The sequence below is a fragment of the Rhodoplanes sp. P11 genome, from assembly GCF_964266735.1.
In the GTDB taxonomy this organism is placed as follows: Bacteria; Pseudomonadota; Alphaproteobacteria; order Rhizobiales; family Xanthobacteraceae; genus Rhodoplanes; species Rhodoplanes serenus.
The window spans coordinates 443,936-458,690 of sequence record NZ_CAXWGY010000019.1; the positions used below are offsets into that span (position 1 = coordinate 443,936).

Sequence of the window (14,755 nt, forward strand, 5' to 3'; positions counted from 1 at the left end):
CCTGTGCCATCGCCGTGTTCCGTTCGCACGCCTACTCCGCCGCCACTGCCACGTCGGCCGGATCGCGCACGCCGAGATCGGCAGCGGCGCGCGCCGAGTACTCGTCGATGCGCCGTTCGATCTCGTGGCGGAAGTGGGTGATGAGGCCCTGGATCGGCCACGCCGCGGCATCACCGAGCGCGCAGATGGTGTGACCCTCCACCTGCTTCGACACCTCCAGCAGCATGTCGATCTCGTGCTTCTGGGCCCGCCCCTCCGCCATCCGGCTCACCACGCGCCACATCCACCCCGTGCCCTCGCGGCACGGCGTGCACTGGCCGCAGCTCTCATGGCGATAGAAGTAGGCGATGCGGGCGATCGCCCGGACGATGTCGGTCGACTTGTCCATGACGATCACGGCGGCGGTGCCGAGGCCCGACTTCAGCTTCATCAGCGAGTCGAAATCCATCGGCAGGTCGTCGCACAGCGAGGCCGGCAGGCAGCGCACCGACGAGCCGCCCGGGATGACGGCGAGCAGATTATCCCAGCCGCCCCGCACGCCGCCGGCATGCCGCTCGATCAGCTCGCGCAGCGGGATGCCCATCTCCTCCTCGACATTGCACGGCTTCTCGACGTGCCCGGAGATGCAGAACAGCTTGGTGCCGGTGTTGTTGGGCCGGCCGATCGACGAGAACCAGGCGGCGCCGCGGCGCAGGATGGTCGGCCCGACCGCGATGCTCTCGACATTGTTGACGGTGGTGGGGCAGCCGTAGAGCCCGACATTGGCCGGGAACGGCGGCTTGAGCCGCGGCATGCCCTTCTTGCCTTCCAGGCTTTCGAGCAGCGCCGTCTCCTCGCCGCAGATATAGGCGCCGGCGCCGTGATGGACGTAGAGATCGAAATCGAAGCCGTGGATGTTGTTCTTGCCGATCAGCCTGGCCTCGTAAGCCTGGTCGATGGCGGCCTGCAAGCGCTCGCGCTCGCGGATGAACTCGCCGCGCACATAGATGTAGCCGGCCTGCGCCCCCATCGCGAAGCCCGCCACCAGGCAGCCCTCGATCAGGAGATGCGGATCATGCCGCAGGATCTCGCGGTCCTTGCAGGTGCCGGGCTCCGACTCGTCGGCATTGACGACGAGGTAGCACGGTCGCCCGTCCGACTGCTTCGGCATGAACGACCATTTCAGGCCGGTCGGGAATCCGGCGCCGCCGCGGCCGCGCAAGCCCGATGCCTTGATCTCGTTGATGATGCCGTCGCGGCCCTTCTCCAGCAGCGCCTTGGTACCGTCCCAGGCGCCGCGTCGGCGTGCGCCCGCGAGGCCCCAATCGTGGTGGCCGTACAGATTGGTGAAGATGCGATCGCGATCGTGCAGCATCATTCCCGCCTGGTGGTTCTGCGGCCCCGGGCACCGACGCCGACCGGCGGCTTGGGCACCCCCTCTTCACGGACATTGGCGGCCTCGCCGGGCCGCTTGGCATCGGCATCGGCGAGTGCCGGCTCCTGTGTGGGCGCCGGTGCACCGACGTCCGGCCGACCATCACCGACATGGCCGGTGAGCGTGATCGGCCCGCCGACCGGCGCCGAGAACTGACGATCGATCTGCGGCCCGGTCTTCACCGGACGTCCCGCCGCCAGATCGTCGAGGAGCTTGGCGAAGTTCTCGGGCGTCAGGTCCTCGTAGTAGTCGTAGTTGATCTGGGCCATGGGGGCGTTGACGCAGGCGCCCAGGCACTCGACCTCGACCCACGAGAAGGTGCCGTCGGGGCTGACATGGTGCTCGTGACCGATCTTGTCGTGGCAGACCTTCTTGAGCGCGTCGGCGCCGCGCAGCACGCACGGCGTGGTGCCGCAGAGCTGGACGTGATGCTTCCCCACCGGCTCGAGGTTGAACATCGTATAGAAGGTGGCGACCTCAAGCACCCGGATGTAGGGCATCGAAAGCACGTCGGCGACATGCTCGATGGCCTTCTGGGGCACCCAGCCGCCGGCCTGCTCCTGCGCCCGCCACAGCAGCGGGATGACGGCCGACGCCTGCCGGCCCTCCGGATACTTGGCGATCTGGCCCTTGGCCCAATCGAGATTCTCGGCCGTGAAGGCGAACTCTTTCGGCTGCTTCTCGGCGGGAGCGAGACGACGGACGGCCATCTAGTGAATCTCCTTGGCGCCGAGGTCGGGCCCGAGCAGGGCCGCCACCGGAACGGTCAGGCCGGGCGGTTCGAGCACGACGTCGCCGTCGTGCAGGATACGGCTCTCGATGGTGCCGTCCTGCTTGCGCCGATGATGCACCACGACGCGCTTTCCCGAGAGGACGATCAGGTAGTGCTCGATGGTCGGGACCGCGAAATAGTCGACGAACTTGTCGTCGGCATCGACGCGCTCGCTCGACGGCGACGTCACCTCGACCACGATGATCGGCGCCGACACGAGCACCGCGTCGGGATCGACGGCAACGCCGCATTGGACGGAAGCATCGGGCTCACGCACCGTTCGGTCGTCGATGGCGATCCCCATGCCGTCGGTGAAAACCGTGCACGGCAAATCGGCCTCACGAACAGCCTGGCGAAGAGCGATCGCGACATCGAGCTTCACGAGATTGTGGCGGGCGCGTTCCGGCGACATCGGCACCACCTTCCCATCGACGAGTTCGTAACGCTCGGTCTCGGGCTGCCGCGCGCTCCACGTCAGGAACTCCGGCACCGTCATGGTGATCGATGGAAGCGGCGCGTTCATCGGTCGACCTCTCCGAACACCAGATCGAGTGAGCCGATGATGGCGGTCATGTCGGCCAGCATGTGCCCCTTGCTGATGAAGTCGATCGAGCTGAGATGGGCGAAGCCGGTCGCGCGGATCTTGCACTTGTACGGCTTGTTGGTGCCGTCCGACACGAGATAGACGCCGAGCTCGCCCTTCGGCGTCTCGGCCGCGGCGTAGACCTCGCCTTCCGGCACCCGGAAGCCCTCGGTGTAGAGCTTGAAGTGATGGATGAGCGCCTCCATGGAGCGCTTCATCTCGCCGCGCCGCGGCGGCGTCACCTTGTTGTCCTCGGCCAGCACCGGCCCCTGCCCGTCCGGGCGCCGCAGCTTGTCGATGCACTGGCGGATGATGCGGATCGACTGCCGCATCTCCTCCATGCGGACGAGGTAGCGGTCGTAGCAGTCGCTGTGCTTGCCGACGGGTATGTCGAACTCCATCTCGTCGTAGCACTCGTAGGGCTGCGAGCGACGCAGGTCCCAGGGCACGCCGGCGGCGCGCACCAGCGGTCCCGAATAGCCCCAGCCCCACAGGTCCTTCAGCGGCATCACGCCGATATCGACCATGCGTTGCTTGAAGATGCGGTTCCCGGTCAGCAGCGCGTCGAGGTCCTCGATCATTCCGAGACAGGGATCACAGAACGCCTCGATGTCGTCGATCAGCTTGGGCGGCACGTCCTGGTGCACGCCGCCCGGCCGGAAGTAGTTGGCGTGCATGCGGGCTCCCGAGGCGCGCTCGTAGAAGCCCATGATCTGCTCGCGGAACTCGAAGCCCCACAGCGGCGGCGTCAGCGCACCGATGTCGAGCGCGCCGGTGGTGATGTTGAGGATGTGGTTCTTGATGCGGGTCAGCTCGAGGAACAGGACGCGCAGCAGCTGGCCGCGGCGCGGCACCGTCACGCCGAGCAGCTTCTCGATCGCCATGCAGAAGACGTGCTCCTGGCTCATCGGCGACGAGTAGTCGAGGCGATCGAAATACGGGATCGCCTGCATGTAGGTCTTGTACTCGATCAGCTTCTCGGTGCCGCGATGCAAGAGCCCCACATGCGCATCGGCACGCTCGACCACCTCGCCGTCGAGATCGAGCAGCAGGCGGAGCACGCCGTGCGCGGACGGGTGCTGCGGCCCGAAATTGATGGTGAAGCTGCGGACGGACGTTTCGGCCATGGCTTATTCCGCTGCCTGTTCGAGGCGAGTATCGAGTTCGAGGCGAGTATCGAGTGGCGACTGGCGTTTGGCGCGTGACGGCTGCCGGCTGGTGCTCATGTCCGATCCTTCATCCCGCCACGCTGACGGCCGCCGCCTTCGCGCCCACCCGCGCATTGAACTTGTCCCAGGCGACCACCATCCGCTCGTGACGCCCCTCGCCGATCGGATCGACGCCGTCGTGCGCCCGCACCCGGAACGCCACCTTGCGGCCGTCGACAGCGACGCACTCGGCCTCCACCGCGACCGTGAAGCCGGGCGGGGTCGCCGCCGTGTGGCTCACGTCGATATGGACCCCGAGGCTACCCTCGCCGGCGTCGAGATGCGGCGCCAAGAGCTGCACGCAAGCCCACTCCATCAGCCCGACCATGAACCCGGTGGCGAACACCTGCGGCATCGCCTGGAACTCGGGCGCCTCCGGATAGAGGCACGGTACCGTCTTGGTCTCCGGCACCGTGAAGGAGAACCGATGGGTCAGCCCGGGCTCGAGGGTGGACTTCATGCCGCGCTCCGCCGCTCAGCCCGCCTTCGCCTTCTCGTCGCCGGGGAGCGCGTAGTCCGGCCCCTCCCAGGGCGACAGGAAGTCGAAGTTGCGGAACTCCTGGCCGAGCTGCACCTTCTCGTAGACGACACGCTTCTGCTCGTCGTCCCAGCGCACCTCAAGGAAGCCGGTGAGCGGGAAGTCCTTGCGCAGCGGGTGGCCCTCGAAGCCGTAGTCGGTGAGGATGCGGCGCAGGTCCGGATGCCCGGCGAACACCACGCCGTAGAGATCGAACACCTCGCGCTCGAACCAGTCGGCGCCCGGAAACACCGAGATGATCGAGGGCACCGGCGTCGCCTCGTCGGTCTCGATCTTGATGCGGATACGCCGGTTCTTGTACGGCGACAGCAGGTGATACACGACGTCGAAGCGCCGGCTGCGCTGCGGCCAGTCGACCGCCGTGACATCCACGAAGGCGACGAACTGAAACTCCGGATCGTCGCGCAGCCGGGTGGTGACCGCGACGATCTCGCGCGCCGCCGCCGTCACGGTCAGCTCGCCGACAGCCACCGTGTAGCCCGTCACCGCGCCCGGCAGGGCGCGCAGGATGGCCTGTCCGAGCTCGTCGAGCCTGTCGTCCATGGGGGGTCCTCGGCTAGCGTTCGATGGTGCCGGTGCGGCGGATCTTCTTCTGGAGCAGCAGCACGCCGTACAGCAGCGCCTCGGCGCTCGGCGGACAGCCGGGCACGTAGACGTCGACCGGCACGATGCGGTCACAGCCGCGCACCACCGAGTACGAGTAGTAGTAGTACCCGCCGCCGTTGGCGCACGACCCCATCGAGATGACGTAGCGCGGCTCCGGCATCTGGTCGTAGACCTTGCGCATGGCCGGCGCCATCTTGTTGGTCAGCGTGCCGGCGACGATCATCACGTCGGACTGTCGCGGCGAGGCGCGCGGCGCGAAGCCGAATCGCTCGAGGTCGTAGCGCGGCATGGCCGCGTGGATCATCTCGATGGCGCAGCAGGCCAGGCCGAACTGCATCCACATCAGCGAGCCGGTGCGCGCCCAGTTGATGATCTCGTCGGTCGCGGTGACGATGAAGCCCTTGTCGGCCAGCTCGTCGTTGACCCCGGCGAAGAACGGATCGTCGGCACCGACCGGCTTGCCGGTGCGCGGGTCGAGAACGCCGGTCGCGGCGGGCGCCACCAGGGTCCGATCGGTCAGTCCCATTCGAGGGCTCCCTTCTTCCATTCGTAGACGAAGCCGATGGTCAGGACGCCGAGGAAGACCATCATCGACCAGAAACCGAACGTGCCGATTTCGCCGAACGCCGCCGCCCAGGGAAAAAGGAAGGAGACCTCGAGATCGAAAATGATGAACAGGATGGAGATGAGATAGAATCGGACGTCGAATTTCATTCGGGCGTCGTCGAAGGCGTTGAACCCGCATTCGTAGGCCGACAGCTTCTCGGCATCGGGATTCTTGTAGGCCAGCAGGAACGGCGCCACCATCAGGCCGAGCACGATCACCAGCGACAGGCCGATGAACACCACGATCGGCAGGTAGTCGAGCAGCAAGGCGTTCATTCGAGACCCTCTGATCGCGACCGACGCGCCGTCGGGAGGGGGTCCCCGGCCGCCGACTGTTCTCGTATCCGGGGTTCCGGGACGATTCCGGTCGACCCTTCGGCCGACGGCTCCGCTCCCGGGTATCCCGCTGCGCCCGCGCCCGCCGTTAGGACCCCTCGTCGAGGCGGCCCCCGGCGGCGTCGCGAGACGCTTACCGCAGTGCCCCTACGGCCGCAAGCCGGCCGTTGCTACGGGAAACTGTAGCGGAGCCGCCATGCTCCACCGTGCGATGCAGCGAAATGCGATGCAGCGACCCGCGATGCAGCAAATCCCGGAGCGGCCGCGTCCCGTCGGACCGAGCGGGAGATAGGCATGCGAGGCCGCGCGCGCACCTCCCGGCGATGGCCGGGCGGCGCATGAGCCTCTGCCACCACCGCATGACGGGGCCGAGCCGGTATCGCGGTGCAGCGTCGGCCCGTCGGGGTCCTGATCAGCCGTGTGGTCTTCCGCGAATCAGCGCAGCCGCGCCCCAGCGACGTGACGGTCGGACGAGCGCCGCCACCTGGACGGCTGCAAACCCGGAGCAAAACGACAATGGGGCCGGCGGTGGCCGGCGGTGGGGCGAAGCACCGCCTCGGTGTCACTCGGCGGCACTCGCCACCTGTCCCTGGGCCTGGACATCGAGCACCACCTTGCACAGGCCGGGGTCGTCCGGGTCGTGCTCGATCCGGAAGCCGAGATCCGTGCACATGCGCAGCATCGTGGTGTTGTCGCGCAGAACCTGGCCCTCGACCTGCTGGAGGCCCTCGGCGCGGGCGTACTCGATCATGCGCCGCATCAGAATCCAGCCGAGCCCCCGCCCCTTGAGATCGGAGCGCACCAGCACGGCGTACTCGCCCTTCTCGTAATTGGCGTCGGAGTGGATGCGGACGCCGCCCAGCATCTGGCCGGTGCGCTCGTCGACCGCCACGAACACCATGGCCCGGGCGTAGTCGATCTGCGTCATGCGGGCGATGAAGGTGTGGCTGAACTCCTTGACCGGGGCAAAGAACCGCAGGCGCAGGTCGTTCTCGCTAACGTGCTTGAAGAAGTCGAGGTACAGCCCCTCGTCCTCCGGACGCACCGGCCGCAGCAGCACCCGCAGGTCCTCCCACGCCTCGATGCGGCTCTCCCACTCCTTCGGGTAGGGCCGCACCGCGAAGCGGCTGCGCTTCGCCTGCGCGACCGGCGCGATGGTGATCCGGGCATCGACCGCGATGACGCCGCTCTCGTCGGCCAGCACGGGATTGAGATCGATCTCGCGCAGCTCCGGCACGTCGGCGAGGAGCTGGGAGATCTTCACCAGCATCAGCTCCAGCGCCTGGCGGTCGGCCGGCGGCACGTTGCGATAGCCGCCGAGCAGCGGCGCCGCGCCGGTGCGATCGACCAGCTCGCGGGCGAGCTTCATGTCGAGCGGCGGCAGCGCCAGGGCGGTGTCGTTCAGCACCTCCACGGCGGTGCCGCCACGGCCGAACACGATGACCGGACCGAAGGTCGGATCGTCGGTCGCGCCGACGATCAGCTCGCGCGCCTTCGGGCGCACATACATCGGGTGGACGGTGACGCCGATCAACCGGGCGTCCGGCTGCGCTGCGCGCGCCCGCGCCAGGATGTCCTCGGTCTCGCGCCGCACCGCCTCCTCGCTGAGGACATTCAGGCGCACCCCGTCGATCTCGGACTTGTGAACGATGTCGGGGGACAGAATCTTGAGGACGACCGCCTGCCCCTTGGCGAGATACGGCCGGGCCGCCATCACGGCCTCGAAGCCGTTGCGGGCGAGCGTCGCCGGCGCGATCGGGATGCCGTAGGCGGTCAGCAGTCGCTCGATCTCCAGGGGGTCGAGCCATGTCTTGCCGTCGGCGATCGCATCCGCCACCACGCGGCGGGCCGTCTCGGTGTCGGAGACGAACTGGGTGGGAACGCTCGGCGGCGTCTCCATCAGCGAATCGTTGGCCTCGCGGAAGCGCACCAGGTGCATGAAGCCGCGGATCGCTTCGGATTCGGTCTCGTAATGCGGGATGCCGGCCTGGTCGAAGATGCGGGTCGCCTCGCCGCGATCGCCGACCCAGACGGTGAGCACCGGCTTGCGGCTCATGCTGCGCGCCCGCGCCCGCTGGATGGTCTCCACCACGGCGGCGGCCGACTCGGCCGGCGAGGCCAGCGCGGTCGGGCAGTTCATCACCAGCACGGCGTCGTTGTCGCGGTCAGCGAGGAGTTGCTCCAGCGCGGCCCGATAGCGCTTGGCGTCGGCGTCGCCGACGATGTCGACCGGGTTCGATCGCGACCAGCCGCGCGGCAGCACGGCGTCCAGCTCGGCGATGCGCTGCTCCGAGAGGGTCGCCAGCGTGCCGCCGACATCGACCAGACGGTCCACCGCCAGCACCCCGATGCCGCCGCCATTGGTGAGGATGGCGAGCCGCTTGCCCTCGAACGGGCTGAGATGGCCGAGCGTCTCGGCCGCCGCGAACAGCTCGTCGAGATCGAGCACGCGCAGCAGGCCGGCGCGGCGGAACGCCGCGTCGTACACCGCGTCGGTGCCGGCGAGCGCTCCGGTATGGGTCGCCGCCGCCCGGGCGCCGAGCGGGTTGCGGCCCGACTTGACCACGATCACCGGCTTGACGCGGGCGGCACCACGGGCCGCCGACATGAACTTGCGGGTGTCGGTGATCGACTCGACATACATCAGGATCGCGCGAGTCTTGCGGTCGAGCGCGAAGTAGTCGAGCAGATCGCCGAAGTCGACGTCGACCGCGTCCCCCATGGAGGCCACCGCCGAGAAGCCGATCGAGCGGCTGGACGCCCACTCGACGAGGCTCGATGCGATGGCGCCCGACTGCGAGATGAGGGCGAGGTCGCCGACCTTGGCGCCACGGGTGGCGAAGCTGGCATTGAGCCCGATGCTGGGGACCAGGAGGCCGAGGCAGTTCGGCCCGAGGACACGCAGGCCGTGCGGCCGGGCGGCCCGCGACACCGCCTCGGCCAGCGAGCCCGGCCCGTGCCCGAGCCCGGAGGTGATCACCACGGCGGCCGGCACGCCGCGGCCTGCTGCGTCGGCGATCAGGCCCGGCACCTCGGCGGGCGGCGCCGTGATCACCAGCAGGTCGGGCACCCCGTCGAGCTTGTCGAGGCCACTCACGGCCGGAACGCCGTCGATCTCGGTATAGCGGGGGTTGACGAGCTGGACCTTGCCCTTGAAGCCCCCCTCGCGGATGTTGCGCAGGACGATGCGCCCCAGCGACAGGTCGCGCGGGCTCGCCCCGGCGAGCGCCAGCGACTTGGGGGCGAAGAGCGACTGGAGTCGATAGGTGCTCATGCGTTCGCCTCGTTGGCGGGCGGCATGATCCGGTCATGCGCCCGGCTGCGGGGACTTGGGGTTTCGGCCGTCCGAGACCCCTTCGAAACGGCACCTCACCACCGCATATTTGCGGCGCAAAAACAATGTTGCAGCGCAAGATCGTGCGGAACGGACGGTGGAACGGAGACCGCGCGGAAGCATTGTTGCGGAGTGCGAAACAAGATCCACTCGTTCCGGCTCCGGTCGGGCCGATGAAGCAGCACGCGAGCAGAACAGCACCCGAGCAGAACAGCCGGGCGGCGGGTTGCCACCGCGGGACCACCGGGGAAGGACCGCTGCCGGCCGCATCCTCTAGACGTTCTTGTGTGATCGCATTTTCGACGGCGAACCGGCGTCCACTTCGCCGGAAAATGCTCTAGACCGACTCGTCGCGACGCCGCGTGCGCAGTTTCACGGAGCCTCCGGTGCGACATCCGGCCTCGCCGGGCCGGCATAGCCGTGATGGTCGCTCAGGGGCTCGGATCGGCGCCGTGGCGCTCGTAGCGCACCAGCCGATCGGGGCCGAGTATCTCACTGCCGTGCTGCACCAGGGCGGGCGACGCCGTGAGGGCGGCGAGCGGCAGGTCGGCGAGCGGATCGATGCCGTCCGCCCCGATGGTGACGGCGCCGTGGATCAGCACGGCGGTATCGACCAGATCGGCCCGCACCAGGCCCGCCGCGACCCGCGGACCGCCCTCCACCATCAACCGGGTGATGCCGCACCCAGCGAGCACCGCGAGCACCGCCGCGAGGTCGAGGCCGGGCGGCGTCGGCGCGGCCGGCACCCGCAGCACCTCGGCCCCGGCGGCGCGCAGCCGCGTCTCCGCGGTGCCCGGCGCATCGGTGCCGGCGAACACCCACAAGGGCACCTCGGCGGCGCTGCGCACCAGCCGCGACGTCGCGGGCAGCCGCAAGGCCGGGTCGAGCACCACCCGCACCGGCGACCGCGCCGCGAGGCCGGGCAGCCGGCAGGTCAGCAGCGGATCGTCGGCGAGCGCGGTGCCGATGCCGATCAGGATGGCGTCGTGCATGGCCCGCATCAGATGAACCCGGGCGTTGGCGGCCGCGGCCGTGATGGCGACCGGCCGGCGACCGGCGAGCGCCACCTTGCCGTCGGTCGAGAGTGCCAGCTTCAGGGTGACATGGGGGCGGCCGTCGCGCACCCGGCGGATGTGGCCCGCATGGGCGGCGGCCGCGTCGGCGGCGCCGACGCCGACATCGACCGCGATCCCAGCGGCGCGCAGGCGGGCGTGGCCCCGCCCCGCCACCCGCGGGTCCGCGTCCTCGATCGCGGCCACCACCCGGGCGATGCCGGCCGCCACCACGGCGTCGGCGCAGGGCGGCGTCTTGCCGTGATGCGAGCACGGCTCCAGCGTGACGTAGAGGGTCGCGCCGCGGGCGAGATCGCCGGCGCGACGCAGCGCCTCGGTCTCGGCATGCGGCCGGCCGCCCGGCTGCGTCCAGCCGCGCCCGACGATGCGCGGCCCCCCCTCCTCGGCACGCACCACCACGGCGCCGACCGCCGGGTTGGGCCAGGTGTTGCCGAGCCCGCGCCGCCCGAGGGCCAGCGCCAGCGCCATAAAGCGCTCATCAAGGGCAGGATCGGGTGCGGTCACGGGACGACGAGGGCGATCTGTTCGAGACCTATGCGGCGGCCGCCGCGGCGGCCCGCACCTTGCCGGCTGGCCGCCCCGACCGCAAGCCGCGGCCTCAGGCCGGCGGCATCGTCGCGCTGCCGCGCGCCCAGGCGGCCAGGCCCCGCACCACGATCACCAGCGGCACGACGGCGAGCAGATAGAGAGCCGGAAACACCGGCACCGCGTAGCGGGTGGCCGTGAAGAACGGGATGTGGGCCACCACCAGGAAGACCAGCAGCAGGCTCGCCAGCCGCACCACATGGCGGCGATCGGGCGGGCCGGCGAAGCGGACCAGCGGCGTCCACACCGCCACGGCCGCGAGGCCGGCGAGCAACAGAACGACCAGGTGTGCGGCCTCGTAGATGTCGTGCACGGCACGGAACACGAGATCGCTGCGGAACGGCGTTCGCTCCACCGCGTAGACGAACACGTCGCCGACGCCGTCGACATTCGACCATTGCAGCAGGAAGGCGGGCTTTTCCAGGAGATACCACGCGATCATCCCGGCCGGATCGGCGGCGATGCGGTCGCGGACCTGCGGCCAGGCAAGGCCGAGGCTCTTGCGCGCCGCCTCGAAGTTCGGGTCGGCGAAGCGGGGATACGGAAACGTCTTCGGATCGCCGTTGTAGCGATAGCCGCGATACGAGCCGTCCAGCACCGTGGTGGCGACGAGATCGGCATCACCGCTCCCGGCCGGCACCGACACGGCGTTGCGGATCAGCCACGGCGAGACCACGCCGGCGGCACCGAGGCTGATGAAGAGCATGGCCCACAGCACCTGCCGCCGCCCCAGAAAGGCGAGCCCAGCCACCGGCGCGAACGCGAGAAAAATCGGGCGGAACAAGGCGAGCAGCCCGATCAGCGCCCCGAGAGCGAGGAAGAACAGCATCCGCCGCCACGGGCCGCCACCCGGCACCCCGAGCGCCGCGACGACGAGCACCAGGGCGACCAGGAACGCCGCCGGCGTCTCGGTCAGCATGTAGACCGAGAAGGCGACGAGATGGGGCGATGCCGCGACCGCGAGCCCCACCGCCGTGGCGGCGGTGAGCGGCAGCACGGCGGCCGCGGCCGCGAAGGTCGCCATCGCGGTGCCGGCCCCGAGCGCCACATTCACGGCCTGGACGCGGCCCAGGATGCCGTCGTGATCGGGCCACATCGCCATGAAGGGCGCGATCATCAACGGCAGCCCGGGTGGACGGTAACCGTCCGGCACCACCGGGCGCGGCGGGTTCGCCAGGCTGCCGGGCGACCGGCTGTAGATGCCGAGATGCACCAGATTGTAGGCGCTCAGATAGTACTCGACCGCATCGGCGCGGATGGCGGGCCGCGCCGGCTCGGTCTCGGCGACCGTGGTGGCGCGGAACCAGCCGGCCACCAGGCCGATCACGATGGCCAGGCCCACCTTCACCAACCACCCCGGGCTGCGCATCGTCCTCCCCTCCCTCGGCCGTGCCGGCTCGCGCGGCGTCAGCATGGCGTGGTGGCAGTCACGGTGATGGTGCGCGGCGGCTCGCCGGCGCGATGCAGCGCCCACATCTCGTCGTAGGCGGCTTCGATGGCGCCGCGCAGCCGGTCGACGTCGAACGGTACGAGCTTGTGACGGTCTCCGGCGAGGCGTGCCCGGCACGCCGCGAGCCGCTCCGGATCGGTGGCGAGCCGCAGAGCCAATGCCTCGTAGTCGGCCAGGGACGCCGCAACCAGCTCCGGGAAGCCGGCCGAGATCAGCAGGCTCGCCGCCACCCGGCTCACGAAGGAGCGGCCCGGACAGGTGACCACCGGCAGCCCCGTCCACAGCGCGTCGCAGGCGGTCGTGTGGGCATTGACCGGCGTCGTGTCGAGAAACAGGTCGGCGAGCCGGTGACGGGCCAGATGAACCTCGGGCGGAACCCGCGCCGCGAACACCAGGCGGTCGGCCTCCACACCATGCGGCGCGGCCTCCCGGCGCAGGTTTTCGACCGCGGCCGGCGTATCGCCGAGCAACCACAGCACGCTACCCGGCACCGCCACCAAAAGACGCATCCAGACCTCGAACACCGGCCGGGTGATCTTGTAGGTGTTGTTGAGGCAGCAGAACACGAAGCCCTGCTCGGGCAGCCCGGCGGCCTGGCGCGACGGCGTGTCGGTCACCGATACCGCACCGGGATCGTAGGCCGCGTAGTATCCCGGCAGACGAACCAGCGCCTCGCTGTAGAACGGCTCGCAGCCGGGCGGCAGGATGATCTCGTCGGCGATCAGATAGTCGACGAAGTCGGCGCCGGACGTTCCCGGATAACCGAGATAGTTCACCTGCACGGGCGCCGGCCGGTGTGCCAGCACGCCGGGCCGCCCGCCGAGCGCGTGCCCGTTCAGGTCGACCAGAATGTCCACCTTTTGCGCATGGATCTGGCGGGCGATCGCCGCATCGGTCAGGCCGGCGGCGTCGACGAAGCTGTCGGCGGCGGCGCGGATGCGCTGACGCTCGGCGCTGCCGTCGTCGGCGCCGGTCGACATCGCGACCACCTCGAAGCGGGCACGGTCGTGTCGCTCCATCAGGCCGGCGATCAGCGGCACGGTGGCGTGGCGGCGGAAGTCGGCGGACAGGTAGGCGATCCGCAGCCGGTCGCGATCGGCACCGCCCGACGCCGCGGCCCGGGCGGTGGCGACGAGCGGCGCCGGTACCGGCGGCACGGTCGTGGCGATGGAGGCGCGGGCGCCGACGAGCTGGAGGGCCGGATCGTCGACGGCGGAGAGCAGCGTGAACGGCTGCACCATGACGCGACCCTGTCGCACCATGTCGGCGAGAGCGGCGGCGGCGCGCTCGGCGCGGGGGAAGTCGCAGATCGCCATGGCGGCCCAGGCCAGTGGGCTGGGAGCCAGCGGGTGGCCCGGCTCGATCGAAACCGCCCGCTCGTAGGACGCGATCGCCTCGGGAAACCGCTTGAGGTCGCTCAGCATGTGGCCGCGATTGACCAGCGCCAAAACCTGGCGTGGGTCGGCCGCCAGCACGCGGTCGAGCGCCGCCACCGCCTCGTCGAGCCGCCCCAGGGCCCGCAGAGCATTGGCGCGATTGATCGCCGGCAGCGGCCGCCCGGGAGCGAGCGCCAGCGCACGGTCGTAGCTCGATACCGCCTCGTCGAAGCGACCGACCGACGTCAGCAGATTACCGCGATTGTAGTGCGCATCGGCAAAGCCCGGCTCGAGCGCCACCGCGCGGTCGTAACTCGCCAGCGCCTCGTCGGGCCGGTTCAGCCGCGCCAGGCTGTGACCGCGATGGTTCCAGGCGACGGCGTAGCCGGGCGACAGGCGGATCGCCTCGTCATAGGCGGCGAGCGCCTCGGCATGCCGATCGGCGAGCACCAGCGCGTAGCCGAGATTGGTGCGCGCATCCGCCGAGCGCGGCGCCGCCCGGACCGCGCGTTCGAACAGGCCGATGGCGGCGGCGACGTCGCCCCGCTGCGCCGCCAGCACGCCGAGATGCTGGAGGGCGTCCGGCTGCTGCGGATCGCGATCGAGGGCGCGGCGAAGCAACCGCTCGGCCTCGGCGACGGCGCCGCACCGCAGATGCTCGACCGCCTCGGCGACCAGTGTGGCCGCCTTGCCCCGCTTTCCTTCGGAGGCCGACCCATTGCGCATGAAATCTCCGTCGACGTCGCCGCCAAACGCGGCCGACGCAGTATCCACACGGCAGCCGTCACCCGCCGATCACGATCGCGTCGGGTCCGGCTCGTCCCTGCTCTCGCCGGTAATCCCGGCCAGCATCTGCTCGAAGTCCTCGGCCTCG

Annotated in this window: 12 protein-coding genes; all 12 read right to left on the bottom strand. The window is 69.9% G+C overall.

Annotation, left to right across the window (positions count from 1 at the left end; genetic code table 11):
- Nucleotides 1–31: 31 nt before the first annotated feature.
- Complete coding sequence (gene nuoF / locus ACFQUV_RS21165; RefSeq protein ID WP_129609261.1) at nt 32–1,354, bottom strand: NADH-quinone oxidoreductase subunit NuoF; 1,323 nt, start codon at nt 1,352–1,354, stop codon at nt 32–34.
- The gene (gene nuoE / locus ACFQUV_RS21170; protein WP_129609247.1) at nt 1,354–2,124 is read right to left on the bottom strand and encodes an NADH-quinone oxidoreductase subunit NuoE; all 771 of its coding nucleotides are present in this window, start codon (nt 2,122–2,124) and stop codon (nt 1,354–1,356) included. Before nuoE ends, nuoF begins: the two co-directional genes overlap by 1 nt.
- The gene (locus tag ACFQUV_RS21175; protein ID WP_244601588.1) at nt 2,125–2,709 is read right to left on the bottom strand and encodes a Uma2 family endonuclease; all 585 of its coding nucleotides are present in this window, start codon (nt 2,707–2,709) and stop codon (nt 2,125–2,127) included.
- The gene (locus tag ACFQUV_RS21180; protein ID WP_111383975.1) at nt 2,706–3,896 is read right to left on the bottom strand and encodes an NADH-quinone oxidoreductase subunit D; all 1,191 of its coding nucleotides are present in this window, start codon (nt 3,894–3,896) and stop codon (nt 2,706–2,708) included. Before ACFQUV_RS21180 ends, ACFQUV_RS21175 begins: the two co-directional genes overlap by 4 nt.
- A 109-nt stretch (nt 3,897–4,005) precedes the next feature.
- Nucleotides 4,006–4,437: a thioesterase family protein gene (locus ACFQUV_RS21185; RefSeq protein ID WP_129609248.1), complete on the bottom strand. Its 432-nt coding sequence runs from the start codon at nt 4,435–4,437 to the stop codon at nt 4,006–4,008.
- A gap of 15 nt (nt 4,438–4,452) precedes the next feature.
- Nucleotides 4,453–5,058: an NADH-quinone oxidoreductase subunit C gene (locus ACFQUV_RS21190; RefSeq protein ID WP_111383973.1), complete on the bottom strand. Its 606-nt coding sequence runs from the start codon at nt 5,056–5,058 to the stop codon at nt 4,453–4,455.
- A gap of 13 nt (nt 5,059–5,071) precedes the next feature.
- Entirely contained in the window at nt 5,072–5,647 is a 576-nt protein-coding gene (locus ACFQUV_RS21195) for an NADH-quinone oxidoreductase subunit B family protein (protein WP_111383972.1), read from the bottom strand.
- Nucleotides 5,638–6,003: an NADH-quinone oxidoreductase subunit A gene (locus ACFQUV_RS21200; RefSeq protein WP_111383971.1), complete on the bottom strand. Its 366-nt coding sequence runs from the start codon at nt 6,001–6,003 to the stop codon at nt 5,638–5,640. Before ACFQUV_RS21200 ends, ACFQUV_RS21195 begins: the two co-directional genes overlap by 10 nt.
- A 622-nt stretch (nt 6,004–6,625) precedes the next feature.
- Nucleotides 6,626–9,337 carry a bifunctional acetate--CoA ligase family protein/GNAT family N-acetyltransferase gene (locus tag ACFQUV_RS21205; protein WP_129609249.1) on the bottom strand — a complete coding sequence of 904 codons (2,712 nt, stop codon included), beginning with the start codon at nt 9,335–9,337 and terminating at the stop codon, nt 6,626–6,628.
- A 491-nt stretch (nt 9,338–9,828) separates the two neighbouring features.
- A complete protein-coding gene (ribD, locus tag ACFQUV_RS21210; protein ID WP_244601589.1) occupies nt 9,829–10,974 on the bottom strand; it encodes a bifunctional diaminohydroxyphosphoribosylaminopyrimidine deaminase/5-amino-6-(5-phosphoribosylamino)uracil reductase RibD in 1,146 nt (381 codons plus the stop codon).
- Nucleotides 10,975–11,068: 94 nt separating this feature from the next.
- On the bottom strand, nt 11,069–12,424 hold the full coding sequence (locus ACFQUV_RS21215; protein WP_129609251.1) for a hypothetical protein: 1,356 nt from the start codon (nt 12,422–12,424) through the stop codon (nt 11,069–11,071).
- 38 nt (nt 12,425–12,462) lie between these two features.
- Nucleotides 12,463–14,607: a glycosyltransferase family 41 protein gene (locus ACFQUV_RS21220; protein WP_129609252.1), complete on the bottom strand. Its 2,145-nt coding sequence runs from the start codon at nt 14,605–14,607 to the stop codon at nt 12,463–12,465.
- Nucleotides 14,608–14,755: the final 148 nt, after the last annotated feature.